General features: G+C 66.6%; 20 protein-coding genes. 13 read left to right on the top strand and 7 right to left on the bottom strand.

All coding sequences use genetic code 11. The features are described 5' to 3' along the window. Positions 1-43: 43 nt before the first annotated feature. Together QNM97_RS22525 and QNM97_RS22520 are read right to left on the bottom strand one after the other, a co-directional pair. Positions 44-1,858: a DUF2207 domain-containing protein gene (locus tag QNM97_RS22525; RefSeq protein WP_283820406.1), complete on the bottom strand. Its 1,815-nt coding sequence runs from the start codon at positions 1,856-1,858 to the stop codon at positions 44-46. 98 nt (positions 1,859-1,956) lie between these two features. Further along, complete coding sequence (locus QNM97_RS22520) at positions 1,957-2,133, bottom strand: hypothetical protein (RefSeq protein WP_283820405.1); 177 nt, start codon at positions 2,131-2,133, stop codon at positions 1,957-1,959. A gap of 321 nt (positions 2,134-2,454) precedes the next feature. On the opposite strand from QNM97_RS22520, the gene exaC reads away from it, so the two are divergent. The 3 genes from exaC (at position 2,455) to QNM97_RS22505 (ending at position 5,352) form a co-directional block, all read left to right on the top strand. Beyond that, positions 2,455-3,978, top strand: coding sequence for an acetaldehyde dehydrogenase ExaC (gene exaC, locus QNM97_RS22515; RefSeq protein WP_079928414.1), 1,524 nt, complete (start codon positions 2,455-2,457; stop codon positions 3,976-3,978). 17 nt (positions 3,979-3,995) lie between these two features. Further along, entirely contained in the window at positions 3,996-4,421 is a 426-nt protein-coding gene (locus QNM97_RS22510; protein ID WP_283820404.1) for a DUF779 domain-containing protein, read from the top strand. Positions 4,422-4,644: 223 nt separating this feature from the next. Next, complete coding sequence (locus QNM97_RS22505; RefSeq protein ID WP_283820403.1) at positions 4,645-5,352, top strand: hypothetical protein; 708 nt, start codon at positions 4,645-4,647, stop codon at positions 5,350-5,352. A gap of 52 nt (positions 5,353-5,404) precedes the next feature. Here the strand turns inward: QNM97_RS22505 and QNM97_RS22500 are convergent, their stop codons facing one another. Continuing rightward, positions 5,405-6,247, bottom strand: coding sequence for a PIG-L deacetylase family protein (locus QNM97_RS22500; RefSeq protein ID WP_283820402.1), 843 nt, complete (start codon positions 6,245-6,247; stop codon positions 5,405-5,407). A 122-nt stretch (positions 6,248-6,369) separates the two neighbouring features. Here QNM97_RS22500 and QNM97_RS22495 point away from each other — a divergent pair, with 122 nt between their 5' ends. The 4 genes from QNM97_RS22495 to QNM97_RS22480 all read left to right on the top strand — a co-directional run bounded on the left by QNM97_RS22495 (position 6,370) and on the right by QNM97_RS22480 (position 11,295). Then, on the top strand, positions 6,370-6,858 hold the full coding sequence (locus QNM97_RS22495) for an Lrp/AsnC family transcriptional regulator (RefSeq protein ID WP_283820401.1): 489 nt from the start codon (positions 6,370-6,372) through the stop codon (positions 6,856-6,858). A 231-nt stretch (positions 6,859-7,089) separates the two neighbouring features. Beyond that, positions 7,090-9,438: a thiamine pyrophosphate-binding protein gene (locus QNM97_RS22490; RefSeq protein WP_283820400.1), complete on the top strand. Its 2,349-nt coding sequence runs from the start codon at positions 7,090-7,092 to the stop codon at positions 9,436-9,438. Between the two features lie 270 nt (positions 9,439-9,708). Further along, complete coding sequence (locus tag QNM97_RS22485) at positions 9,709-10,788, top strand: alpha/beta fold hydrolase (RefSeq protein WP_283820399.1); 1,080 nt, start codon at positions 9,709-9,711, stop codon at positions 10,786-10,788. A gap of 141 nt (positions 10,789-10,929) precedes the next feature. Next, entirely contained in the window at positions 10,930-11,295 is a 366-nt protein-coding gene (locus QNM97_RS22480; protein WP_283820398.1) for a DsrE family protein, read from the top strand. Between the two features lie 171 nt (positions 11,296-11,466). On the opposite strand, the gene QNM97_RS22475 is transcribed toward QNM97_RS22480, so the two are convergent. Continuing rightward, entirely contained in the window at positions 11,467-12,708 is a 1,242-nt protein-coding gene (locus tag QNM97_RS22475; RefSeq protein WP_283820397.1) for an MFS transporter, read from the bottom strand. An 89-nt stretch (positions 12,709-12,797) separates the two neighbouring features. Between QNM97_RS22475 and QNM97_RS22470 the strand changes: the two genes are divergently transcribed. From QNM97_RS22470 to QNM97_RS22460, 3 genes are all read left to right on the top strand, one after another. Then, positions 12,798-13,694 carry a LysR substrate-binding domain-containing protein gene (locus QNM97_RS22470; protein ID WP_283820396.1) on the top strand — a complete coding sequence of 299 codons (897 nt, stop codon included), beginning with the start codon at positions 12,798-12,800 and terminating at the stop codon, positions 13,692-13,694. Between the two features lie 162 nt (positions 13,695-13,856). After that, complete coding sequence (locus QNM97_RS22465; protein ID WP_208793604.1) at positions 13,857-14,636, top strand: heavy metal-binding domain-containing protein; 780 nt, start codon at positions 13,857-13,859, stop codon at positions 14,634-14,636. A 2-nt stretch (positions 14,637-14,638) separates the two neighbouring features. Further along, the gene (locus QNM97_RS22460) at positions 14,639-15,037 is read left to right on the top strand and encodes a DUF5073 family protein (RefSeq protein ID WP_283820395.1); all 399 of its coding nucleotides are present in this window, start codon (positions 14,639-14,641) and stop codon (positions 15,035-15,037) included. Here the strand turns inward: QNM97_RS22460 and QNM97_RS22455 are convergent. Next, positions 15,013-15,633, bottom strand: a complete 621-nt coding sequence (locus tag QNM97_RS22455) for an oxygenase MpaB family protein (RefSeq protein ID WP_283820394.1) — start codon at positions 15,631-15,633, stop codon at positions 15,013-15,015. The two genes, QNM97_RS22460 and QNM97_RS22455, sit on opposite strands and share 25 nt — an antisense overlap. Positions 15,634-15,990: 357 nt before the next feature. Between QNM97_RS22455 and QNM97_RS22450 the strand changes: the two genes are divergently transcribed. Continuing rightward, on the top strand, positions 15,991-18,198 hold the full coding sequence (locus QNM97_RS22450) for a DUF2254 domain-containing protein (RefSeq protein WP_283820393.1): 2,208 nt from the start codon (positions 15,991-15,993) through the stop codon (positions 18,196-18,198). A gap of 66 nt (positions 18,199-18,264) precedes the next feature. On the opposite strand, the gene QNM97_RS22445 is transcribed toward QNM97_RS22450, so the two are convergent. Together QNM97_RS22445 and QNM97_RS22440 are read right to left on the bottom strand one after the other, a co-directional pair. After that, positions 18,265-18,846 carry a DUF937 domain-containing protein gene (locus QNM97_RS22445; RefSeq protein ID WP_283820392.1) on the bottom strand — a complete coding sequence of 194 codons (582 nt, stop codon included), beginning with the start codon at positions 18,844-18,846 and terminating at the stop codon, positions 18,265-18,267. Positions 18,847-18,884: 38 nt separating this feature from the next. Then, the gene (locus QNM97_RS22440; RefSeq protein ID WP_283820391.1) at positions 18,885-19,925 is read right to left on the bottom strand and encodes an alpha/beta hydrolase; all 1,041 of its coding nucleotides are present in this window, start codon (positions 19,923-19,925) and stop codon (positions 18,885-18,887) included. A 525-nt stretch (positions 19,926-20,450) separates the two neighbouring features. Between QNM97_RS22440 and gltB the strand changes: the two genes are divergently transcribed. Together gltB and QNM97_RS22430 are read left to right on the top strand one after the other, a co-directional pair. Then, positions 20,451-25,052: a glutamate synthase large subunit gene (gene gltB, locus QNM97_RS22435; RefSeq protein WP_283820390.1), complete on the top strand. Its 4,602-nt coding sequence runs from the start codon at positions 20,451-20,453 to the stop codon at positions 25,050-25,052. Beyond that, complete coding sequence (locus QNM97_RS22430) at positions 25,045-26,499, top strand: glutamate synthase subunit beta (protein ID WP_283820389.1); 1,455 nt, start codon at positions 25,045-25,047, stop codon at positions 26,497-26,499. The genes gltB and QNM97_RS22430 overlap by 8 nt, the downstream gene beginning before the upstream one ends. Positions 26,500-26,610: the final 111 nt, after the last annotated feature.

The raw sequence follows: 26,610 nt of genomic DNA, 5'->3' as shown, positions 1-26,610 counted from the left end.
CGCGAACCACCGATGGGGCATCCGCCGGCGATGTCACCGCCGATCACCACGAGCCCCCGCCGCCACCCCCACCGCCGTAGCCGCCCCCGCCACTGAACCCGCCCCCGCCACTGAACCCGCCCCCGAATCCACCACCCCCGAATCCGCCGGCGTGCATCGACCCGCTCGACGCACCGAACGACGACGCCGTGGCCACCACGCTGGAGTTCAAGCTGTGAAACGTCGACGTGGCGGGGTCGGGGTGGACGAGGTCGCCGGAGACGGCGGTGCCCGTCCCGGACAGCCAGCTCGGCAGTGCGTGGAGCCCGGATGCCTTGAGATGACCACTGGTCCATGTCGTCGCACACCCGAACATGATGGCGAACGGGAGAAGTCTCGAGTAGACGTCGGCCGGTCCGGCCGGTCCGGCCGTGGCGGACGCTCTGCGAAGTCGGTGTTCGAATCCCGCGGCCTGTCGGGACAGCTCGCCCGCGGGGCGCAGACCATCACGCAGTGTCGCGCCGCGGACGAACAATCCGCTGCTGCCGATACCGAGCGCCGCGATCGGTAGGACTGCCAACGTGAACGGTGTCCATTGGGCGGCCATGGCAACCAACGCGACGACGAACAGAGCGCCGACGACGATGCGATAGTTGCGAAGTGCGTTGGTGTGCAACGTGATCCCGGAGTCGGCCGCCCACTGCGCGGTGGCCGCCGCGAGGTTGGTGCGGGCCGAGTGCAAGGCCTCGGCTGCTGCGGCCGTGCCGGTGACCAGTTTCAAACCCTCGCCGCGGATGCGCATCGTTGCGCCCATCCGCCGGCAGAGCGGATCGGCACGCTGCCATTCGTCGGTGGTGGCCAGTGAGATGACCGACCACTTCTCCCCGTTGCGGCGTAACTTCACCAGTCCGCGTTCGGCCATGTAGACGATCATCACCGACACGGCATTGGCGGGCATCGAGCCGTGTGCCGCGACGAACAGCTGGACCGGATTGAGCGGCTGGGCGGGATCGTCCGGGTTCGCGGGTGGTTCGAGCGCGGCCGTGGGAGCCGGATTCCGGCGTGGCACACCGAAAGTGGCGCACAGTCCCAGGCACAGGGTGATCAGTGAGATCACCGTCAGCACCAGCACCCCGGTTCGCGAGCGACCGAGGATCGAATCCCACTGCTGCGGCCAGGACACCTGTGTCCGTGCCGGGGCCGCGAGTGGAAGCGTGGCAGTCACTGCCACCCCGGTGCGCGGCGGCAGTGGCCCGGTCGTCACCGTGGCGCGCTCGGGTTGACCGGGCGGGGTGCCGACCGTGCATCCGGCTCGCGCGGCGGTGTCACACGCCACGTCGGTGGGCCTCGCCAGAAACCGAACCGTGACAGTGGATCGGCGTATCGGCATCTGCCAACCGTCGGCGACCACACGCCACCGCAACAGTGAGCCGTGGCCCTGCGGCCCGGCGACGAGCACTCCGTGGATCGCATAGCTGATGGTGAAGGTGTGGGCGCCGGGGGTGAGATGGTGGTCCGGATCGCCGATCCGGGCAACCAGATAGCGCCCGTTGTGATGCCAGGAGGTCGAGACCGGCACGTCGCCGCCGTCGAGACGGACACGGATGTCGGTCGGGGTGAGGCGTGCGGAGGAATCGGAGGCGTCGACGACGTCCCAGAAGCGGTAGATCCCGTGGCGTCCGGGCGGGAAGTCGGCAGTGACCGTCTCCGACGCGTCGAGAGTGCCGTCTGCGGCGATGCGGTAATCGGCGTGGTAGTCGGAGATGGATGCCGGATCGTCGGTTGCGTCGGTGGACCCGGCATACCCGATGATCCATGGCCAGAAAAGGGCGACGGCCACCAGCATGGTCGAGCCCCCCAGCACCAACAGGCGTTTCACGCAGAATAGGCTATATCAAATTCGCTATAGTGCATGGCTGCGTCATTTGGTGGTGCGCGGCGGCCGCGCCGAGGCGTGGGTGTGCGGCCCGGGCTGGCTCAGAGCTGCGCGTCGGCCATCGAACCGATGAGCAGCAGCGCCGCCGCGATGGTGGTCGCGATGCACAGCACCACGAGCAGCAGGCCGACGCCCAATGTGACGAGCGGACGCGGGTGGGACTCGTCGCGAGCGCCGGCCGTGTTGCGTTGTGCGGGATCGTTCTGAGCGAGAACCATCGTGGCGCCACCCTCTCGTGAACTCGATGCACCTTCCGGGACTTGACTACCGCAAATCCCGCCTTGTGCAACAGGTAATCGGTACGAATTCCCCCTTTCGGCCGACCCAACGTCGGGCCAACGGCGGGTGGATCGGGTCGACCGCCGACGACTCTTGACCTGCGGTTTCGCGGCGATGCAACGTTGTGAACGCATCTGCAACGTGGCTGCAACCACAGCCCTCCTACTGTGTGGAACAGATCACATCGGCTGCCGTCGCGGCTCGGTGTGGCATCCCGCAACTGGCCGACGCCTGTTACTGCACTGAGGAGCTGGACACACATGACTGTTTACGCGAAGCCGGGTACCGAGGGTTCGGTGATGAGCTTTGAGTCGCGTTATGACAACTGGATCGGTGGTCAGTGGACCCCGCCGGTGAAGGGTCAGTACTTCGAGAATCCGTCGCCGGTCGACGGCAAGACCTTCTGCGAGGTCGCCCGGTCGACCGCCGAGGACATCGATCTCGCACTCGACGCCGCGCACAAGGCCGCACCGCAGTGGGGCAAGACCTCGGTCGCCGAACGTTCGCTGGTGCTGCTGCGCATCGCCGATCGTCTCGAGGAGAACCTGGAGAAGATCGCCGTTGCCGAGACCTGGGACAACGGCAAGGCGGTCCGCGAGACCCTCGCCGCCGACATCCCGCTCGCCGTCGACCACTTCCGCTACTTCGCCGGCGCCCTGCGCGCCCAGGAAGGCTCGATCTCGGAGGTCGACGAGGACACCGTCGCCTACCACTTCCACGAGCCGCTCGGTGTGGTCGGCCAGATCATCCCGTGGAACTTCCCGATCCTCATGGCCGTGTGGAAGCTCGCCCCTGCGCTCGCCGCAGGTAACGCCGTCGTCCTCAAACCGGCCGAGCAGACCCCCGCGTCGATCCTCTACGTCATGAGCCTGATCGCCGACCTGCTGCCCGCAGGCGTGATCAACGTCGTCAACGGCTTCGGTGTGGAAGCGGGCAAGCCGCTCGCATCGAGCAACCGCATCCGCAAGATCGCCTTCACCGGTGAGACCACGACCGGCCGCCTGATCATGCAGTACGCGTCGGAGAACCTGATCCCGGTCACCCTCGAGCTCGGCGGCAAGAGCCCCAACATCTTCTTCAACGATGTGATGAGCGCCGACGACGGCTTCCTCGATCGTGCGCTCGAGGGCTTCTCGATGTTCGCGCTGAACCAGGGTGAGGTCTGCACCTGCCCGAGCCGCGCGCTCATCCAGGAGGACATCTACGACGACTTCATCGGCAAGGCCGTCGACCGCGTCTCGAAGATCAAGCAGGGCAACCCGCTCGACACCGACACCATGATGGGCGCCCAGGCCTCCAACGACCAGTTCGAGAAGATCAGCTCATACCTGGCCATCGGAAAGGAAGAGGGCGCGAAGGTCCTCATCGGTGGCGAGCCGGCCGACCTCGGCGGCGACCTCTCCGGCGGCTACTACATCAAGCCGACGGTGTTCGACGGCCACAACAAGATGCGCATCTTCCAGGAAGAGATCTTCGGCCCGGTGCTGGCCGTGACCACCTTCAAGGACTACGCAGACGCCATCCACATCGCCAACGACACCCTCTACGGACTCGGTGCCGGCGTGTGGAGCCGCGACGGTGCCACCGCCTACCGTGCGGGCCGTGAGATCCAGGCCGGTCGTGTGTGGACCAACACCTACCACGACTACCCGGCCCACGCCGCCTTCGGTGGATACAAGCAGTCCGGCATCGGACGCGAGACCCACCTGATGATGCTCGAGCACTACCAGCAGACCAAGAACCTCCTGGTCGGATACGCTCAGAGTGCGAAGGGATTCTTCTAAACCGAAGAGGTGCAACGATGACCACCGAACAGAACGTTCCTGATCGGGTGGTCGCCACAGACGCCGCCGTGCAGCTCCTGACCAAGTTGTCGGAGCTGCACGGCGGACTCATGATCCACCAGTCCGGTGGATGCTGTGACGGTTCCGCCCCCATGTGCTACCCCGTCGGGGAGTACCGAGTGGGCCAGCGCGACGTGCTGGTCGGCGAGGTCGATCTGCCCGAACCCATTCCGGCGGTACGGGTCTGGATCAATGGCGACCAGTTCGAACTGTGGAAACACACGCAGTTGATCCTCGACGTGGTACCCGGACGTGGTGCCGGATTCAGCCTCGAGTCCCCCGAAGGAGTGCGATTCCTCTCGCGGGCAAGGGCTTTCAGCGAGGATGAGAATGCCGTGCTGTCGGCGAACCCGCCGTTGACCGGCGCGGCGGTCGGCGTCTGATCGTTCCACGCGACGTCTGATCGTTCCCACGAGGTCCAATCGACACGTGCCCGTTGGCTCGCTCGGCGAGCCGGCGGGCACGTGTCGTGTCGAGGGCGCCTGTCGTCTCATCGGGGGAAATGTCCGAAACCGTGGATAGCGGATATGTGCCGCTGTTACCGGCGAGTCTGTTGCGTAGTGCAACCAAGTCCACCAATGGCGATGTGACGGAGGCGAATACCTGATGAAACGTGTGATGACCAGGGTGCTTGCGGCCGGAGCGGTCGTGGGTGCCGCATCCCTGATGGTCCCGGCAACGGCGTCGGCGGCGCCGGTGTCGTCGGCGAACTGCGCGCGGATCGCGACACCGACGGCGCCGAACGGCTGGGGAAACAGCTTCCCGGACGAGACCGGTCTGGCAGGCAAGATCACGGCCACCAACGTGAACGACGACGACGGATCACTGCAGTTCACGACGAGTCCGCAGGTGCCGCGGCAGGCGTCGTACCACTCGGCGGGTGATCTGCCGTTGACCCAGCTGGCCGGAAAGCCGTTGACCTTCCACAAGTCCACGGGCAATGCGAACTGGCAGATCCGGGTGACCGGCGCGAACACCGGTGAAGGGAATGGCTTTGCGACGCTGGTCTGGTCGGCTTCCGACGTAGCGGGTGCGCCTGACGCCGCGTCGTCCGATCAATGGTGGGCAACCCGCGCCCTGGGCACGATCCCGCGGGGCCAGACCGGCACCCTCGCCGAGCTGACCACCGCCGCCAACTCAGGCGGAAAGACCACGGTCGTCGAGTATTACGGGATCTCCAGCCAGCCCAACAGCGGCAGCGGCACCGTGCACGTCGACAACGTGACCTTCAACGGCTGCACGACCAACTTCGCGGTCCGGAGTGGCAACGGCTCGCTGGGCGGCCTCGAACTCCCGAGCTTCGGATCGTCGTAACCCGGGATCCGCGTAACCCCGGATCGTCGTAACCCGTTGTGATGCCGGGGTGTCAGCCCGCGTCGAGCCACCAGCCCCGCACCATGCCGGGCGGCCGGCCGGGTTCGATGTAATGCTCGGTGCCGAAGGCGAACGGGAACGCCTCGACCGGTATCGCCAGTAGCTGACGAACGTCGCTCTGGCTGGCGTGGCAGGCCAACGCTTCGCGTTTGGCCGCCACGTCGTCGCCGAGATCGACGGCCCAATGCAATTCGGCTTCCGGTGTGCCGATCGGATTGCCGTCGTCGCCCGGGGCATCCGGGTCGAATCCGCCGGTGTCGTTCTCGCCGGCGGAGTCCTTTTCGCCGAACAGGCCCATCTCGGCGGCCAGGACGAACATCTGCCGCATGAGGTCACGATTCATCGTGACCTCCAGATAGCGTGGTCGCTTGGCGGCGAGTTCTGCTGCGGCGCGGGTGGTGTGGTGCAGCATCACGTGATCGGGGTGACCGTAGCCGCCGTGCCAGTCGTAGCCGATGACGACGTCGGCGTCCTCCTCGTCGAGGATGTCGGCCAGACGTCGAGCCGCTTCCTCGACGGGCGCGCGGGAGAAGACGCCGTCGGTGCCGTTCTGGGTCCATCCGGTCATCCCCGAATCGGCGTATCCGAGCCACGCCACGCGGGCGGTGCCGGTGATCGCCGCCGACGCCTCGGCTTCACCGCGCCGTCTCATCGCCACAGTCTCTCCGGGAGCCAGATCGTCGGGCACGTCGCCGTCGCCGTGTTCTCCCGGGTCGCCGTCGGTGCAGTAGACGACGACCACCCGGTGCCCCTCACGTGCGGCGCGAATCATGCTGCCCGCGGTGGCCGTGGCCTCGTCGTCGGGATGGGCGTGGACGAAGACGATGGTGCTCATGCGCTACAGCATCTCAGGTCGGGATACCCGGGGCGGTCGTGGCAGTACGCTGCTTGCAGCACTGTCGTGAACGCACGCCGCAGCGCATGCCGGTATGCGCACGGATTCGGAAAGTTGTCACCATGCCCAACTCCCAGCCGCCCGCAGCGGTGGATGCCATCGACGGGAGCATCCTGGCCGCGCTCGCCGAGGATCCACGAGCCACCGTGCTGGCGATCGCGGATCGGACACAACTCTCGCGGAACACCGTGCAAGCCCGGCTGTCGAAGCTGGAGCAACGGGGAGTGTTGCGCTCCTTCGAACGCAGCATCGATCCGGCGGCGTTGGGTTACCCGCTCACGGCGTTCATCCTGACGAATGTCACCCAGAGCCAGTTGACGCCGATCGGTGAAGCGCTGGGTGATGTTCCCGAGGTCGTCGAGGTCCATGGGCTCAGCGGGATCAGTGACCTGCTCGTGCATGTCGTCGCCCGCGATGCGGATGATCTGTATCGAATCGCCGGCCAGATTCTCGACATCCCCGGGGTCACCCGGACGACCACCGCACTCGTGATGCGGAAACTGGTCGACTACCGGATCTCCGGGTTGCTGGAACGGTTGACTACGGAGTGACACCAACCGGCGCCGGCGCCGGGAGCGCAGCGAGCGGGCCGAATGTCTCAGCGGCCGCGCTGGCACACAACCGGTTTCGACGCGGTTGCGCAGACTGCTCACCGATGATCCGGCCTTCGGAGGGATGGTGTGCACAATGCTGAGATCTCCCGGCATCGCTTGATTGATCTGCAGGCCGGTGGTCGACTGAGAGGTGAGTTCTGCACACAGAACCGGGTAAGGATGCCTCCCATGAAGTCAGCACAGATACTCGATCCGTTCGAGCGCCCCGCCGACACCGTCACGCCGGACGCCCTCCGCAGCATCGAGGAGCGCGTGCTGTGGTTGTCCACGGCCATCATTCATCACGCGAATCGTGTTCGCCCCAACCCGTCCGGGCTGAAGGTCGGCGGCCACCAGGCCTCGTCCGCGTCGATCACGTCGATCATGACCGCACTGTGGTTCGAACATCTCACCGACGCCGACCGGGTGTCGGTGAAACCGCACGCATCGCCTGTGCTGCATGCGATCAACTACCTGTTGGGCAACCTCGACGAGCGCTATCTCACGACGCTGCGTGAATTCGGCGGGCTCCAGTCCTATCCGAGCCGCACCAAGGATCCCGATCCCGCCGACTACTCCACCGGATCCGTCGGGATCGGTGCCACGGCACCGATCTGGGGTGCGATTGCACGTCGCTATGTCGACGCCAAGATCGGCCCGGCCGGTAAGGGTCGTCAGTACTCCTTGGTCGGCGATGCCGAACTCGACGAGGGAGCGGTGTGGGAGGCGATTCTCGACCCGTCGGTTCGTGATCTCGGCGAGATCGTGTGGATCGTCGACCTCAACCGACAGTCGCTGGACCGGGTGGTCCCCAACATCGCGGCCGGGCGTTTGGCGAGCATGTTCGACGCCGCCGGCTGGCAGGTGATCACCGTCAAGTTCGGACGGCTCCTCGAGACGCTGTTCACCCGCCCGGGCGGAGATGCGTTGCGCGAGCGCATCCTGAGCATGCCCAACGCCGAGTATCAGCGGCTGTTGCGCTGCACCGCAGAGGAATTACGGTCTCGGATACCAGGTGACGGGGAGCGAGCACCGGAGATCGCCACTCTCATCGCAGAACTCGACGATGCGACCCTGACGGCCGCGATCCGCAACCTGGGTGGCCACGATCTCGACGCGTTGCGTCAGGCTTTCGCCGACATCGACGACACCCGGCCGACGGTCATCATCGCGTACACGATCAAGGGACACGGTCTGCCCACCGAGGGACACCCGCAGAATCACTCGTCGCTGTTGACGGTGGAGCAGTTCGACGAGTTGGCAGCGAAGATGACGATGGATGCCCGACATCCGTGGGCCCGATTCGACCCCGAGACCGACGCGGGACGGATGTGCGCGCAGACCGCACGCCGACTGGCCCGCGCGCCGATCCAGATGCACACTCCGCCAACGGTTCCTGATGATCTCGGCCGCACACCGGGCGGGACGTCGACCACGCAGGCCGCTCTGGGTCGGGCGCTGCTCGCCCTGACCCGCGACGCCCCGGAGTCGGCCGAACGCATCGTCACCGTGAGCCCGGACGTCAGCTCGACGACGAACCTCGCCGGGTGGCTGAACAAGGTGGAGATCTGGTCGCCGGCCGAGCGACGAAACTGGTTCGACGACGACGCCGAGACGATCATGCACTGGCGGGAGAAGCCGACCGGTCAGCACATGGAGCTCGGGATCGCGGAGACGAATCTCGTTGGGCTGATGGGTGAGCTGGGGGCCACCTGGAGCCGCTGGGGCCAGCCGCTGTTTCCCATCGGCGTGATGTACGACCCGTTCGTGGAGCGAGCTCTGGAACCGTGGTCCTACGGCATCTATGCCGGCGGTCAATCGATCCTGGTCGGTACGCCGTCGGGGGTCACCCTTGCCGCGGAAGGCGGTGCCCACCAGTCGATCACGACCCCTTCGATCGGTCTCGAACAACCCGGCTGCGTCAGCTGGGAACCCGCGTTCGTGATCGACACCGAATGGACACTGCTCGCCGCGATGCGTCTGCTTGGGCGCCCCGATGGGAGTTCGGCGTACCTGCGCCTGTCGACCCGGCCGGTCGATCAGTCGCTGGCCGCGGTGCCCACCGATCCCGCGGCCCGGGAACGTCGGCGCCGTCAGGTGGTCGCCGGGGCCTACCCGCTGCGCAGGGTTGCCGATCCGGTGGTCACCCTCGTCGGTATGGGCGCGTTGATGACCGAAACCCTGGCGGCTGCAGATCGTTTGGCCGCTCAGGACATCGCGGCAGACGTCGTGTGTGTCACCAGTCCGGGCCTGCTCTTTGAGGCGCAACAGGCACGGCGTGGTCTCGCCGAGGCGCCCACCTGGATTCTCGACCAGGCGTTCCCGGCCGATCGGGCCACCCCGATGGTCACCGTCCTCGACGGCCACCCGCACACCTTGGCATTCCTCACCGGTATCCGCGGAGTCGCCGGTGCCGCGCTCGGCGTCAGCCGCTTCGGCCAGGTCGGATCACTCGATGACGTCTACCGCCACCACGGCATCGACACCGGCAGCATCGTGCGCGCCGCGCTCGACCTCGTCGGCGCAGCGGGGAGCTGACCATCTGATGACAATCGCGCTGCGTACCGCGACGCCGATTCCGTTGCCGGCCCTCGGCGAACACGTCACCGAGGCCGCGGTCACCCAGTGGCCCTAGTAGGCATTGCCACGATAAACATCATCACGGTCGATCAGCACCACGCCGATCCGGCGGTCGGCGTCGGCGGCGCGGACGAACATCTGCCGCATGAGGTGCGGACACCGAAGCGTCGGTCCGAACCGTTGGATGCGGGCGGAGAAAAGTGAGGTGCGAGCCGGTATCCTCGACTGATGGCGCCGACGGCCACGTCGAACTCGGCGACCCGGGACACGCGATTCTGCCGCAGCGCGGACGGTACTCGGATCGCCTACGCCGTGCACGGCGCGGGTCCGCCGCTGCTGTTGGCCTCGTGCTGGCTGAGCCATTTGGAATTCGATTGGCAGAGCCCGGTCTGGCGGCACTTCCTGATCGATCTGGGGCAGATCGCGACGGTGATCCGTTATGACGAGCGCGGTTTTGGCATGTCGGACTGGGACGTCGGGGATTTCGGATTGGACGCGCGTGTCGACGATCTCGCCGCTGTCATCGAAGCGGCCGGTCTGAACCGTTGCGCGATCCTGGGCATGTCTCAGGGCGGTCCCGTCGCGATCGCCTACGCCGCACGGTGTCCCGAGCGAGTGAGCCGGCTGATTCTCTATGGCACGTACGCCGCCATCGATCGCGATGACGGCGAGATGGAACTCGAACGCACGCTCCAACAGCTGATCAAGGTGGGATGGGCACGGCCCGACAGCACTTTTCGGCGGGTGTTCACCCAGCTGATGATCCCCGGAGCCACCGAGGAACAGGCCTCATGGCTTGACGACCTGCAGGCCCGGGCGACGACTGCCGACAACGCCACACGGTCACGATACGAGCGGGGGATTGCCGATGTGCGTGCGTTGCTTCCGGCGATCACGCAGCCGACCTTGGTCGTTCACGCGAGGGGCGACCGAGTCAATCCCTTCGCCGAGGGCCGACAGCTCGCCACCGGCATCGCGGGCGCCCGCCTGATGACGTTGGACAGTGACAATCACATCACTCTTTCCGACGAGCCGGTCTGGACCGATGTGGTCCATGAGATCCGATCGTTCATCTCCGCCGATGCGGTGTCCGCGGTGGACACGCCAAGCGCGGTGCGCAGTCTCAGTCACCGTGAACTCGATGTCATTCGACTTGTCGGCCGCGGTATCGACAACTCGCAGATCGCGCGGGAGTTGTCGATTTCGGTGCGCACCGTGGAGCGGCATCTCACCAGTATTTACACCAAGTTGGGCCTGCGTGGACGGTCGGCGCGAGCGGCGGCCGTCGCACGTCTGTTGGGCGGCTGAGCGTCGTCGAAACACCGTGTTGTCCGCCGCTGTCCCGACCGATTGACTCACTGACATGGCGGTCGGCACGGATTCGTCGGGAGGAGGTTGAGCAATAGCGTCGGTGGTGTCGAAAACGCCTGACGCAACGAAGGAGCGGAAATGAACGAGAACAAGGCTGCCATCAGCCTGACCACCGGCCTCGAAGACACCGAGAAGGTGACCGTGGCGTTCCTCGTCGCCGTTGCCGCAGCGGAAAGCGGCCGTCCCACAACGGTTTTCCTCACCAAGGAAGCGGTCCGGCTGGTGGTGAAGGGGGTAGCCGTCGGCACTGCCTGCGCTGGTTGCCCGCCTCTGGAAAGTCTGATGGAGCGTTACGAGACCGCAGGTGGCCGCTACCTCGTCTGCCCCATCTGCGTGAACTCCAAGAAACTCGACCCGGGCACCTTCATCTCCCGCGCCGAGATGGGCGGCACCGTCCAGCTCTGGGAGTGGATCGGCGACGGCGCTACCACGTTCAGCTATTGAAGCGCCGATGGCCACGGCGACCACGGTGAGGTCCCGTGGCCAGTCGCGCCATATTGCTGACAGTGGGAGGGATCGCGCGGTCGCAGGTCGGCGGCGATACCGTTCACGGACGATTGTGGCCACCTCGTCGTAAACGACATCAAGCTCGTCCGGTCCGCGAGGAATCAGACGTCAGCCCTGCCCGGTCTCGTCGTCGGTGGTCCCGGACCGCATCATCGCCAGTCCCAGGCCGGTGATGCCCAGCACACCGACGAAGACGGCGACACCGCTCCAGCCGAACGACGAGAACACCAGGCCGCCAACGGCTCCCACCACGGAGCTGCCGAGGTAGTAGTGGAAAAGGTACAACGACGACGCCTCGGCGCGATGGGTGGTGGCCCGCGCCGACACCGCGCCGCTCGCCACCGAGTGCGCCCCGAAGAAGCCCGCGGTGAACAGGAACATGCCCACCAGTACCGACCAGAGATGTTCGGGGACAGTGACTCCCAGGCCGGTGAGCATCACCACGATCGAGGCGGCCAGCACCGGACGGCGGCCGATGTGGTCGGCGAGCCGGCCGGCCAGCGCCGAGGAGGCGGTGCCGGCGAGGTACATGAAGAAGATCGACGCGATCACCGCCTCACCGAGGTCGAACGGGCTCTGCAGCAGCCGATAGGTGAGGTAGTTGTAGACCGTCACGAAGCCACCCATCAACACGAAACCGATGAAGAACAGCGGCAGTAAACGGCGATCGGCGAGGTGTGACAAGAGGTTTCGCGCGGTGACCGACGGGGATACCCGACGCGGGGTGAAGAATCGGGACGCCGGGATCGTCCGCCAGAAGAGCAGCGCGAAACCGAGTGAGGCCAGACACGCGATCTCCAGTGCCCACTGCCACGACATCACGTCGACGGCGAACCCGGGGATGAGCCGGCCGACGAGACCGCCGATGGTGGTGCCCGCGACGTAGCGGCCCATCGCGGTGCCCAACGAGCGGCCCTCGACCTCCTCGGCGAGATAGGCCATCGCCACCGCAGGCACCCCCGCGCACAGAACGCCCTGGAGGGCGCGTCCGGCGAGCAGGACCTCGATCGACGGCGACCACGGCAACACGACGCCGATCGCTGACGCAGCGACCGCCGAGATCACCATGACCCGCACGCGCCCGAAACGCTCCGACGCGACACTCGCCGGGATGATCGCGATCGCGAGGAAACCGGTAGTCAGTGAGATCGCGAGCGCCGACGTCGTCGGCGATGTCCCGAAGTGCTCCGACAGATGCGGCAGCAGGGCCTGCACGTAGTACAGGGCCATGAACGTCGTCATACCGGCCGCGAACAGGGCGACGGTGGCGCGCCGATAGCCCGGCGAGCCGAGGGCGTGACGGGTCTCGGGAAGCGCGGGTGCGGCGATGCCGTCTGCTGTGGTGCTCACTGTTCCAGCGTGAGCCGACTCTCCACATGCTCAAAATGAATCTTTGTGCACTTATCTATTCATTACTGAATAAGCGCAGCTAGCATGGCATGGTGCATGACGAGATCGAGTGGTTCATCACCATTGCCGAGGCCGAGAACCTGACGGCAGCCGGTGAGCGGCTCGCCGTGTCGCAGCCGACTCTGTCACGGTTCGTGGGCAGGCTCGAGCGAGAGATCGGCGTTGCGCTGTTCGATCGTCGTGGCCGGCGACTGGCGCTGAACGCCTACGGCCGTGTGTATCTCGAACGTGCGCGACGTGCGCGCGCGCAACTCGACGCCGCGCGCCGCGAGATCGACGACATGCGGCGACCGACGCGCGGTGTGGTTCGGCTGGCGTTTCTGCATTCGTTCGGCATCACCCTCGTGCCGCAGCTCATCCGGGCGTTCCGCGAGCGCAATCCGGGTGCGGGATTCACCCTTGCGCAGGACTCCGTGGCCACCGTCGTCGAGCACATCGAGACCGGTGACGCCGATCTGGCCATCGTGGCGCCGCGGCCGATGCGGACCGACATGGCGTGGCAGCCGATCGCGCAACAGAATCTGGCACTCGTGGTGCCGCGCGGGCATCGCTTCGCCGGTCGGGCGGGTATCGGTCTGGCAGAGGCCGCCGACGAGGAGTTCATCGTCATGCAACACGGATTCGGCATGCGCCGGATCTTCGACGAACTGTGTGCGGCGGCCGACATCACCCCGACCATCACCTTCGAGTCGGCCGAGCTCGCAACGATCGCCGGGCTGGTCGGGGCGGGTCTGGGCGTGGGTGTGGTCCCCGTCGACGATGCGAACCGGGTCGCCGACGTCGTGTTCGTCCCGCTGGCGGGTGAGACACGTGAGATCGGGTTGACCTGGTTTAGGCCGCGCCCACTTCCGGTGGCGGCCGAGCGGTTTCGGGCTTTTGTCGGAGAGCATGCCGCGGGTGGTGTGGGATCGGCAGCGGAGCAATAGGTCTCGAGGTCCGGTACATCCGGGTGGTTTGTCCGATAGGTTCGGATTGACTGGTGGGCAAGGTAATTCGGTCAACCGAGCTCCATCGGCCGAGCGGCGCAATGGTGTCATACTCGCGTGGTGGGGTGAGTTCCCCGCGAGGTGATCAGGGAGGTAAGGCCAGTGAATGCTCCGTTGGACCCCGTTGCGAGTGCGCGGCTCGCCGAGAGTGGTCGGCTCTTCACCTCGGATCTGTCGATCGACGAATTCGTCCTACTCGAATCGGCGGGATTCGAGCCGCTGGGTCTGGTGATGGGGACATCGGTGTATCACGTCGGCATCCAGACCGCGTCGATCCGGCAGAGCACGGAGATGCAGGTGCTCACCTCGGCGATGTACAACGTCCGCGAGAACGCCATGGCGCGAATGCAGGCCGAGGCCGACGCACTGCACGCCGATGGGATCGTCGGTGTCCGACTGGAATGGCGCCCGCACGGCGCCTCGCCGGAACACATCGAATACCTGGCGATCGGCACCGCGGTGCGGTTCACCGCGAAGCCCGGCGCCTATCGTCGTCCCGACGGGCGGGCGTTCAGCTCGCATCTGTCGGGTCAGGACCTGTTCAAACTCTCGCAGGCCGGGTACGCGCCCGTTGCATTCACCTTGGGTAACTGTGTGTATCACGTTGCGGTGCAGGGCTTCATGCAGACGCTCAAGCAGATGGGCCGCAACGTGGAGATGCCGCAGTGGACGCAGGCCTACTATGAGGCACGCGAGCTCGCGATGACCCGCATGCAGGCCGAGGCCGAACGTGACGGGGGCACGGGCATCGTCGGGGTGCAGTTCTCGGTGTCCGAATGGGTGTGGGGACCACACACATTGGAGTTCTTCGTGATCGGCACCGCGGTACGGCGGACCGGAGAGCCCACCCCGGTGCGTCCCTCGCCGGTCCTGTCCTTCTGATCATGACCATCCCAGAGTCCGGGAAGTTCGACATCGATTCCGCGACGAGGGTTCTCGCCGCGGTACTGACATCGCCGGCGGGCGCGCGTACGGCCATCGGAGCGTTCGCCGATGTACCCGGACTCGTCTATCAGGCCGAACAACCCGCCAGATTGCTCCGTGCCGCCAAGCCGCCGGTACTACATGCGGGAGAGTGGGAGTTCGTGGCGGCGGGCCCGGGCGCGGCACCGATGGAACTGCGCCACACCGTACGCGGCATCACATTGCAGACCGAGCGACCCGCACCGTCGGACGCGGCGCGTCGACTCGCCGTCGAAGTACTCTCCGCCGCACAACAACTCGGCTCGGAAACCGACATCGCCGTGCATTCGGCGCTCTACGGTCTCGCCGCGATCGTCTGAACGCTCCGGCGGGCGGCGAGGACCTTGTCGGCCAAATCGTCGGGATGGATGTTGCGGCGCGGGCGCACCGCGTCCATCGTCCGCAGACGCCCGGCGAAGCGCGCGAGCGCCCGGCGGTCGGTCGCCGAGACCGTGATCCCCAACATCTGCGCGGCGACCGGATGCTGCATCGCCCGCACAGCCCGCGTTGGAAGTTGTTGGAACAGCCAATAATCCGGGCGCAGCAACTGATCCCGATACCAGTCGAGGCCCGGTACCGGATCGAGTTCGGTGGCCAGCGCATGCGTGAAGTAGTCGCCGAAGTCGTCGAGCGAGGCGGGCATCTCCCGCGCCGAGATCCCGTACCGCCGATACCACTCACAGGTCTCGTGGTAGAGCCGAGGCTCATCGTCGGCGTCGAGACCACCGAAGAACACCTCGACACAGGTGAACAGGGCATCCACGTAGGTGGCGTGCTCGAAGAAGAACACCGACGGATTCAGTGCGTGATACGCCCGTCCGTCCGGTCGGTGTCCGCGAAACGAGTCGTGGCTGTAGCGGATGAGGCGCACCTCGTCGAAGTCGGCGTCATACCCCGACCGGATGATGCACGGCACCGTGCGTTGCTTTTGTGCACGAACACCCGGCGCGGAACGATGGAGAACTCGTGTGTCGCCGCGGCGATCGACGGGTGCAACATCTGCAATGACACCGCTCGGCAGATCGACATCACGAACCGTCGATCGGCAAGAAAACGCCACAGCAGCGATGTCTCGTCCAGTCGAATGCGTGCGGCACCGGAACGTGCTGACGTCATCGTGGCCCCCCGACCTCATGTGAGTGGGTCCACGATAGCGCGAGACGGGGCCGCGATCGACGATGTCCGGCAATCGAGACCCGGCACGGCGGTAAGCTCACCGGCATCGACCCGGGTGTACCCGAGACCGACACGCCAACCGAGACAGGGCACGACGATGACCCACTGGTTCGACCACGCCATCGTGGCCACCGGTCGTCTACCGCTGTTGCTGTTCCTCCTCGCGTTCATCGCGACATTCCTGTTCATCCGGATCAGTGTGCGGCTCATCCGCGCGCAGGTGCGCTGGTGGCCGGGCAACGTCACGCCAGGCGGGATGCATCTGCATCACGAGTTCTTCGGTGTCATCGCGATGCTGTTGTCGGGGTTCGGTCTGGTGGCGCTCTCGCGCTTCGACACCCCGATCGCCGACTGTGTGCTCGCGGCGATCTTCGGGATCGGTTGCGCGTTGGTGCTCGACGAGTTCGCGCTGATCCTGCATCTGCGAGACGTGTACTGGGAGAAGGAAGGCCGCTCGTCGGTCGACGCGGTCTTCGTCGCGATCGCGATCGGGGTGCTGTTTCTCCTCGGGTTACGGCCGCTCGGCTTCTCCGATGCGGCCACCGAGATCGCCGCCGGCCCCGACCCGGGTACCCGGATCGTTGCCGCGGTGATCGTCACCGCCAATGTGGTGCTGGCGGTGATCACCCTGATGAAGGGCAAGCTGTGGACCGGGCTGATCGGGATGTTCATCCCGTTCCTGTTGCTGTTCGGGACCTTTCGCGTGGCCCGGCCCCGATCACCGTGGGCGCGCTGGTTCTACGGAGGTAAAGAGGGCAAGCTCGACAAGGCGATCCGCCGTGAGATCCGCTATCGAGAGCCGCTGATCCGCTGGAAGATCGTGGTCCAGGAGGCGCTCGCCGGCCGCTTCGGCGTCCCCGATCTCCCGCCCGTGCTCCCGGTGACCCCGGCTGCGCTGCCGCCGAAGGTGGCCGCCCCCAATGCGGTGGCGACAGCCATCCGATGGCGACGGACCCGTCGCGAACTGCGGGCGGTGCCGACCTGGCGTCTGCCGGTGATCCTGGTGGTGCTGGCGGTGATTGCCGCGATCCTGTGCATCACCCTCGACGAATCGCTGGGGCTGAAGGTGGATTCGGGGACCTTGGCCACGGTGTTGGGGGTCATCGCGGGAGCAATGGCCACGCTGACCGGTCTGGTGTTCACCGCGGTCACCCTGGCGATGCAGTTCGGGGCGTCGCAGATCTCGGTGCGTGTCATCCCTCGGCTGCAACGCGAGCCGGTGATGCGCTGGTCGATCGGGTTCTTCCTGGCCACCTTCGTGTTCAGTGTGATGGTGGCGATGGACCTGGCGCTGGCCGAACCCGACGACACCACGCCCGGGGTGTCGACGGCGATCGCGGCACTGCTGACCGTCGTCTCGGCCTTCCTGTTCATCGCGCTGGTGGCCAAGGTCGGCACCGTCCTCAACTCCGCGCAACTCATGCGCTGGATCGCCGCAGACGGCCGCTCGGCGATCCGCCGCCAGTTTCCCGACGAGGTTGCCGCAGGGGAGGTTGCCGCAGAGGAGGTTGCCGCAGGGGAGGTTGTTGCAGAGGAGGTTCCGGAACACGCTACGCACGCCGCTGTGGTACCCGTCGGCCCACCCGCCGTGGACTCCGGGCATCCCGACGATGCGCGGCGCATCATCCACCTCAAGGAGACCGCGACCCGCGGCCGGGTGCTGCTGGCGGTCAACGTCGCGAAATTACAGCGATACGCCGTTTCCGGGAACGTGCGATTCGACCTGCTGGTCGCCGTGGGCGATCACGTCCCGCACGACGTCGGGGTGATCGCCGTCAGCGGTGAGCACCGCGACTCGATCGCCGCCCACAAGGTGTTGCGCTGCTTACTCTTCGGGGATATCCACCAACCGTCAGTGAGCCCCGCGGCTGCGCTGCAATCGATCTCCGACATCGCCCTCAAGGCGATCTCCAGTGCGGGCAACGACCCGAGCACCGTCGTCCTCGCGCTCGACCACACCGAGGATCTGCTGCTGATGCTGGCGCCCCGCGTGCGTGCGGATCTGCTCTCCACACGAGCCACCCTGGTCGGTGGGTACCGACGGAGCTGGGCCGACTACGTCGCCATCGGCACCGACGAGATCCGTCGACACAGTCACGGGCAGGCACAGGTCCACCGACGTCTGCGCGCGCTGTACGAGACGCTCGCGCGCCGATGCCCGGCTGATCAGCTGCCACCGATCACCGAACGTCTTGCGGCGCTGGACCAACAGATAGACCTCGAGTGGCAGGTCCCGCTCGACCGCAGGCTCGCCCGCGCGCCTGATCGACAAGGCTCCGGGTCGGAGCGGGGGTCGGTGGGCTGAGGAGTCGGCACTGCGCGCCGGGCCCCTTGCGCTGCGCCCGATCACAGCCACGTGCGGCTGCCGGAACTACTTGCGGCCGCCCAGGATTCCGCCCAGCAGATCGCCGAGACCGCCTTCCTTGCCGCCACCGCCGAGCACGCCGCCCAGGATAGAGCCGAGGCCGCCGCTCGCGCCGCCACCCAGCGCGCCGCCGAGGATCGATCCGAGATCCCCTGCACCGCCACCGGATCGGCCCTCTCCGCCCTTGAGCAACTTCGACGCCAGGTAGCTCATCACGATGGGCGCGAGGATCGGAAGGAGCTTCTGGATCAGCCCCTGATCGACGGCCGCAGCGGGCACCTGACCACTGACCGCCGACGCGACGTTCCCGGTCTTGTTGCCGAAGATGTGCGAGACGATCTTCTCGCCGTCGGCGGTGTCGACGTCGCCGAGGCTGATCTGGCCCTGCGCGAGATCGTTGTCGTGTTGGGCGAGAGCCCCGGTGATGTTCCGAGCGCCCTGCTCGTCACCGGCGTGGTGTTCGAGACCGCCGACCAACGCCGGAAGCGCCTGTGCCACCGCCGAGTGGGCGGTCGCCTCGTCGACACCGAGCCGACCGGCGATCTCGGACATGGGTAGGCGGGACATGAGGTCGTCGATGTCGGACATGGTCGCTCCTGACGGGAATCGATGTGGGGGAGAGGATTTCAGAGTGCGGTCACGGATTCGGTCAGGAATGCGGTGGCGCGTCGGACAGCCGGGCGGGCGTCGGGCGTGAGTCGGCCGAACATCTGGAAGACGTGGCCCTGTCCGCGCCACGCCTCGATCTGTGCGTCTGCGCCGGCGCGCACCAGTGCCTGGTGGTAGTCGCGGGCGTCCTGACCCATCACCTCGAGGCCGCCGTACTGGATCAGAGTGCGCGGCAACGTGATCCCGTCGTCGAGCGGGATGCGCATCCGGGGGTGGTCGGGATCGGCGTCGCCGGTGTAGAGACGCAGGATCTTCTGCGCCGCAACGGCATCGATGATCGGATCGCGCGCCCCTGCGCGTTCGTGTGCGACGGCGGTGGCGAAGCTGGGATCGTAGAGCGGGGAGAAGAGCACCATGGCGCTGGGTTGCGGGGTGCCGGTCCGGTGATTGTCGGCGAGCAGATCCAGCGCGAGATGACCGCCCGCCGAATCCCCGGCCACGACGATCCGGTCGGCGTCGATGCCCTGGTCGAGCAGCCAGTGATAGCCGCGGATGGTGTCGTCCCCTGCGGTCGGCCACCGGTATTCGGGACCGAGGCGATAGTCGAGGCTGAACGCGAGGAAACCGGTCTGCCTGCTCAACCGCGCGACCAGACCCCGATGCGTGCGCGGCGAACACACCACGTAGCCCGAGCCGTGCAGGTAATAGATGATCGGCCGATCACGCCCGCGGGTGAGGCCGGGGCCGTGGGCGTCGACTGTGCCCACCCACTCGCCGCGCACCTGGCCGTCGCCGTGACGGGTGGCGATCGGGAGCACCGCGGTGCCCGCCGGGACCGGGCACATCGCAGCCAGCGAGCGGTTCACGCCCGGCCGGGTGGCCCGCAGCATCCGGACCGCCAGTGGCGACGGGCCGTAGCGGGTGGCCGCCATCAGCGGTCGGCTGACCCGGCTCAGATAGCTGTTGAGTGCTAGTGACCGGCGTGAACCCGGACCGATGTGGGTGGCGGGGTGCGGGGGTCCCGCAGGATCGGACAGTTCAGGGGCGACGGCGTTCACGAAATCGACAGTAGGACGACGGGCGGCCCGGCATGAGCGAATTGGGCGCTGTCGGCGTAGGGAAAGCGCTGTCGGTGGTGAGAAGAGCGCTCTCGGCGTCGGGGAGAGCGCTGTCAGCGAGGAGAAAGGCGCTGTCGGCATGGAGAAAGGCGCTGTCGGCATGGAGGAGGGCGCTGTCGACGAGGAGAAGGGCGCTGTGGGCGGCGGGACCACGGACACACTCGTTGTGCGCCATACGCTGCGACGTCGGCGTCGATGTGGTAGCCGGATTTCGATACTGGGCACCGCGCGTGAGAAAATACCTGACAATGCTTAGCGAGCAGGGTGGTTCCTGCCTGGCAACGACTGCCGGGTCCAGGTGTCAGCAACGGCGCTGACCTCAGGGGACGCCACCGTCGGATCGTCGGAAGAACCAGGTCAGCCCATGGTTTCGGTTCTTCCGGGGGCACAGGTGACGGTGTCGCGTCCGCACAGACGTATACGGGTCAATCGGTGCGCAACGTCGCGCGCGAAGTGAGGCAGATTATGAAGCATGCTCCTGGTCCCACAGGGCTGTACGACCCCATCCACGAGCACGACGCCTGCGGTGTCGCCTTCGTCGTCGACATGCACGGCCGACGCAGCCGGGACATCGTGGACAAGGCCATCACCGCGCTGATCAACCTCGAGCACCGCGGAGCCGCGGGTGCCGAACCGAACACCGGTGACGGCGCCGGCATCATGATCCAGGTTCCCGACCGCTTCCTGCGTGAGGTCGTCGACTTCGAGCTGCCCGCCGAGGGCGGCTACGCCACCGGTATCGCCTTCCTGCCGCAGGGCTCCAAGGATGCCACCGAGGCGTGCGAGTCGGTCGAGAAGATCGTCGAGGCCGAGGGGCTGCGGATGCTCGGCTGGCGCGAGGTGCCGGTCAACGAGAACGGTCTCGGCGCACTCGCCCGCGACGCGATGCCGACCTTCCGTCAGGTGTTCATCGCGCTGCCGGAGGGCACGCCCGATCCCGACAGCATGGTGATCGAACGCCGGGCCTTCGTGGTGCGCAAGCGCGTCCAGAACGAACTCGGCACCAAGGGTGCAGGCGCCGACGGCCCGGGCCGCGAGACCGTGTACTTCCCGAGCCTGTCCGGCAAGACCTTCGTCTACAAGGGCATGCTGACCACCCCGCAGCTGCGCGAATTCTATCTGGACCTGCAGGACTCGCGGGTCGAGAGCGCACTGGGCCTGGTGCACTCGCGCTTCTCCACCAACACCTTCCCGTCGTGGCCGCTGGCGCATCCGTTCCGGCGCGTCGCCCACAACGGCGAGATCAACACCGTCACCGGTAACGAGAACTGGATGCGGGCCCGTGAGGCGCTCATCGACACCGAGTTGTTCGGTGACGACGTCTCGCAGAAGATCTTCCCGGTGTGCACGCCGGGCGCGTCGGACACCGCGCGGTTCGACGAGGTCCTCGAGATGCTGCACCTCGGTGGCCGCAGCCTGCCGCACGCGGTGCTGATGATGATCCCGGAGGCCTGGGAGCGTCACGAGTCGATGAAGCCCGAGCACAAGGCGTTCTACGAGTACCACGCCACGCTGATGGAGCCGTGGGACGGACCGGCCTCGGTCTGCTTCACCGACGGCACCGTCGTCGGCGCCGTCCTCGACCGGAACGGCTTGCGCCCCAGCCGGATCTGGGTCACCAAGGACGGCCTGGTCGTGATGGCCTCGGAGGTCGGCGTCCTCGACATCGACCACGCCGACGTCGTGCAGAAGATGCGGCTGCAGCCCGGCCGGATGTTCCTGGTGGACACTGCCGCCGGCCGCATCGTCGACGACGAGGAGATCAAGGATCAGCTCGCCGCCGAGCACCCGTACCAGGAGTGGCTCGACAAGGGTCTGGTGCACATCGACAACGTCAAGGCGTTGCCGCACCAGCACATGTCGCACCACCGGGTCACCCTGCGGCAGTTGACCTTCGGCTACACCACCGAGGAGCTCGACCTGCTGGTGGCGCCGATGGCCCGCACCGGTGCCGAGGCGATCGGCTCGATGGGCACCGACACCCCGATCGCGGTGCTCTCGGCCCGGCCGCGGATGCTGTTCGACTACTTCCAGCAGATGTTCGCCCAGGTCACCAACCCGCCGCTGGATGCGATCCGCGAGGAGATCGTCACCGCGATCGGCGGGACCATCGGTTCCGAGGCCGATCTGCTGCACCCGAGTGCGCAGTCGTGCCGTCAGATCGTTCTGCCGACACCGGTTCTCGACAACGACCATCTCGCCAAGCTCGTCCGGATCAACGACGACCCGAATCTGCCGGACTTCCGCAGCGCCCACATCCACGGCCTGTACCCGGTCGCCGAGGGCGGTGCCGGTCTGCGTGCAGCCCTCGACGAGGTCCGTGCCAAGGTCAGCGCGGCGATCGCCGACGGGGTGAACCTGATCATCCTGAGCGACCGCGAATCCGACGAGACCCTGGCCCCGATCCCGTCGCTGCTGCTGACCGCGGCCGTGCACCACCACCTGGTGCGCGAGCGCAAGCGCACCCGCGTCGGGCTGATCGTCGAGTCCGGTGACTGCCGCGAGGTCCATCACGTCGCCACCCTCGTGGGATTTGGTGCGGCGGCGGTCAATCCGTACATGGCCTTCGAATCGATCGAGGACATGGTCGAGCGGGGCGCGCTCGGCGACATCGACTTCGAGACCGCCCGCGCCAACTACATCAAGGCCGCGAGCAAGGGCGTGCTCAAGGTGATGAGCAAGATGGGTATCTCCACCCTCGCCTCCTACACCGGCGCACAGCTGTTCCAGGTCATCGGTATCAATCAGGACACCGTCGACGAGTTCTTCACCGGGCTGCGCAGCCAGCTCGGCGGAATCGGTCTCGACGAGATCGCCGCCGACGTCGCCGCCCGGCATGCATTGGCGTTCAACGACCGTCCCAGCGAGCGGGCCCACCGCGAACTGCCGGTCGGCGGTGAATACCAGTGGCGCCGTGAGGGCGAGTACCACCTGTTCAACCCGGACACGGTGTTCAAGCTCCAGCATTCGACGCGCACCGGTCAGTACAAGGTGTTCAAGGAGTACACCAAGCTCGTCGACGACCAGTCGCGCAAGCTCGCGACGCTGCGCGGTCTGTTCGACTTCAACTTCGGTGACCGCGACCCGATCCCGATCGACAAGGTCGAATCGGCCCGCGACATCGTCAAGCGGTTCTCGACGGGTGCGATGAGTTTCGGCTCGATCTCGGCCGAGGCGCACGAGACCCTCGCGATCGCGATGAACCGCCTCGGTGGACGCTCGAATTCCGGTGAGGGCGGCGAGGATCCGCGCCGCTTCCACCACGACGAGAACGGCGACTGGCGCCGCAGCGCGATCAAGCAGGTCGCGTCGGGCCGTTTCGGTGTGCACTCGCACTACCTGAGCAACTGCACCGACATCCAGATCAAGATGGCGCAGGGCGCCAAGCCCGGCGAGGGTGGCCAGCTGCCGCCGCACAAGGTGTACCCGTGGGTCGCCGAGGTGCGTGGTTCCACCCCCGGTGTCGGGCTGATCTCGCCGCCGCCGCACCACGACATCTACTCGATCGAGGATCTGGCCCAGCTGATCCACGACCTGAAGAATGCGAACCCGCAGGCGCGCATCCACGTCAAGCTCGTCAGTGAGATCGGTGTGGGCACCGTCGCCGCGGGTGTCTCCAAGGCGCACGCCGACGTGGTGCTCATCTCCGGGCATGACGGCGGTACCGGCGCCTCGCCGCTCACGTCGCTCAAGCACGCGGGTGCGCCGTGGGAGATCGGTCTGGCCGAGACCCAGCAGACCTTGCTGCTCAACGGTCTTCGCGATCGCATCTCGGTACAGGTCGACGGTCAGCTCAAGACCGGACGCGACGTCGTGGTCGCCGCGTTGCTCGGCGCCGAGGAATTCGGGTTCGCCACTGCACCACTGGTGGTGTCTGGCTGCATCATGATGCGCGTGTGCCACCTCGACACCTGCCCGGTGGGTGTGGCCACCCAGAACCCGTTGCTGCGTGAGCGTTTCACCGGCAAGCCGGAGTTCGTGGAGAACTTCTTCCTGTTCATCGCCGAGGAGGTCCGCGAGTTGCTGGCCCGTCTGGGCTTCCGCACCCTGCAGGAGGCGGTCGGCCACGTCGAGGCCCTCGACACCGGAAAGGCGCTGTCGCACTGGGGTTCGGCCAAGGCCGGCAAGCTCGACCTGTCCTCGGTGCTCGCCGAGACCGAGTCTCCGTTCATGAACCAGGACCTGTACTGCTCCGGCGTGCAGGATCACGGTCTCGACAAGGCGCTCGATCAGCAGCTGATCGCGCAGAGCCGGGAAGCGATCGACCACGGAACCCGGGTGAGCTTCTCGTCGAAGATCACCAACGTGAACCGCACCGTCGGCACGATGCTCGGCCACGAGGTCACCAAGGCCTATGGCGCGCAGGGTCTCCCGGACGGGACGATCATGATCGACTTCACCGGCTCGGCAGGCAACAGCTTCGGAGCGTTCGTACCCAAGGGCATCACGCTGCGACTCGAGGGCGACGCCAACGACTTCGTCGGCAAGGGACTCTCGGGCGGCCGTATCGTGGTGCGCCCGGCGCGCAATGCCCCGGACGGATTCGTTGCCGAGGAGAACATCATCGCCGGCAACGTCATCGGCTTCGGTGCGACCGCGGGCAAGATCTTCTTGCGCGGTGTGGTCGGCGAGCGGTTCTGTGTGCGCAACTCGGGTGCCACCGCGGTCGTCGAAGGCGTCGGCGATCACGGCTGCGAGTACATGACGGGCGGTCGTGTGGTGGTCCTCGGCGGCACCGGGCGCAACTTCGCGGCGGGCATGTCCGGCGGCATCGCCTATGTGCACGACCCGCGGCAGAACTTCGCCGACAATCTCAACCCCGAACTCGTCGAACTCGAACCGCTCGACGACGAGGATCTCGAGTTCCTTGCGGGCATCATCACCGAGCACCGCGACGAAACCGAATCGCCGGTCGCCGCAGCACTGCTCGAGCAGTGGGAGACCACGCAGACGCAGTTCGCCAAGGTGATGCCGCGCGACTTCAAGCGTGTGCTGGCAGCCGCCGCGGATGCCGAGCGAGATGGACGAGACGTGAACGAAGCGATCATGGAGGCCGCACGTGGCTGACCCCAGAGGATTCCTCAAGCACACCGAGCGGGAGTTGCCCGACCGTCGACCGGTCGACCTGCGCCTGCTCGACTGGAAAGAGGTCTACACCGACTTCGGCAAGGACCACCTGCAAACACAGGCCAGCCGATGCATGGACTGCGGTATCCCCTTCTGCCACAACGGTTGTCCCTTGGGTAATCTCATTCCCGAGTGGAATGACCTGGTGTACAAGGATCGGTGGGACGACGGGATCGAACGTCTGCACGCCACCAACAACTTCCCGGAGTTCACCGGGCGGTTGTGCCCGGCGCCGTGCGAGGCGTCGTGCGTGCTCGGCATCAATCAGCCGCCGGTCACCATCAAGCAGGTGGAGGTCGAGCTGATCGACAACGCCTGGGACAGTGGACTGGTCACCCCGGTGCTGCCGACCGAGCACACCGGCAAGAACATCGCCGTCGTCGGGTCCGGGCCCGCGGGACTGGCCGCCGCACAGCAGCTCACCCGCGCCGGTCACACCGTCTACGTCTACGAGCGGGCCGACCGCATCGGTGGCCTGCTGCGCTACGGCATCCCCGAGTTCAAGATGGAGAAGCGCCACATCGACCGTCGTCTCGAGCAGATGAAGGCCGAGGGCACGGTGTTCCGCACCGGTGTCAACGTCGGGGTCGACATTACCGTCGCGCAATTGCGTGAGGACTTCGACGCCGTCATCCTGGCGATGGGCTCGACCATCGGCCGCGATCTGCCGATCGAGGGCCGCGAACTCGACGGCATCCACCAGGCGATGGAGTTCCTGCCGCAGGCCAACCGCGTGCAGCTCGGCGACACCGTCGATGGCCAGATCACCGCGAAGGGCAAGAAGGTCGTCATCATCGGCGGCGGCGACACCGGCGCCGACTGCCTCGGTACCTCGCTGCGTCAGGGCGCCGAGATCGTGCACCAATTCGAGATCATGCCGCGCCCGCCGCAGGAGCGCGCCGAGTCCACCCCGTGGCCGACCTACCCGCTGATGTACCGCGTCTCCTCGGCCCACGAGGAGGGCGGCGAGCGGGTGTTCTCCGTCAACACCGAGATGTTCGTCGGCGAGAATGGCAAGGTCACCGGCCTCAAGGCGCACGAGGTGGTCATGCGTGACGGTCGTTTCGAAAAGGTCGAGGGCAGTGACTTCGAGCTCGAGTGCGACCTGGTGCTGCTGGCGATGGGTTTCGTCGGGCCCGAACGCGCCGACCTGCTCGACAAGCTCGGCGTCGAATACGACCAGCGCGGAAACATCAAGCGGGACGACGAGTTCCGGGCCGTCGGCCAGGAGAACGTCTTCGTCGCCGGCGACGCCGGCCGTGGTCAGTCGCTGATCGTGTGGGCGATCGCCGAGGGTCGTTCGGCCGCGGCGGCCGCCGATCAGTATCTCGCCGGCCGCACCGATCTGCCCGCTCCGATTTACCCCACGCAGGTCGCTCAGCGCTGAGGCGCGACGATCACGACGACCGGTGGTCGGCGGCCCCGCCTGGGGCGCCGGTCACCGGTCGAGTCGTCTGCGGAGGGCGTGCTCAATCGGTGGTGATCAGCTCGGCTGCGA

Source organism: Gordonia sp. L191, from assembly GCF_030077625.1.
Classification (GTDB): Bacteria; Actinomycetota; Actinomycetes; order Mycobacteriales; family Mycobacteriaceae; genus Gordonia; species Gordonia polyisoprenivorans_A.
Note: the sequence above shows the minus strand (reverse complement) of the source record. Positions and strands in the feature narration are given on the sequence as shown.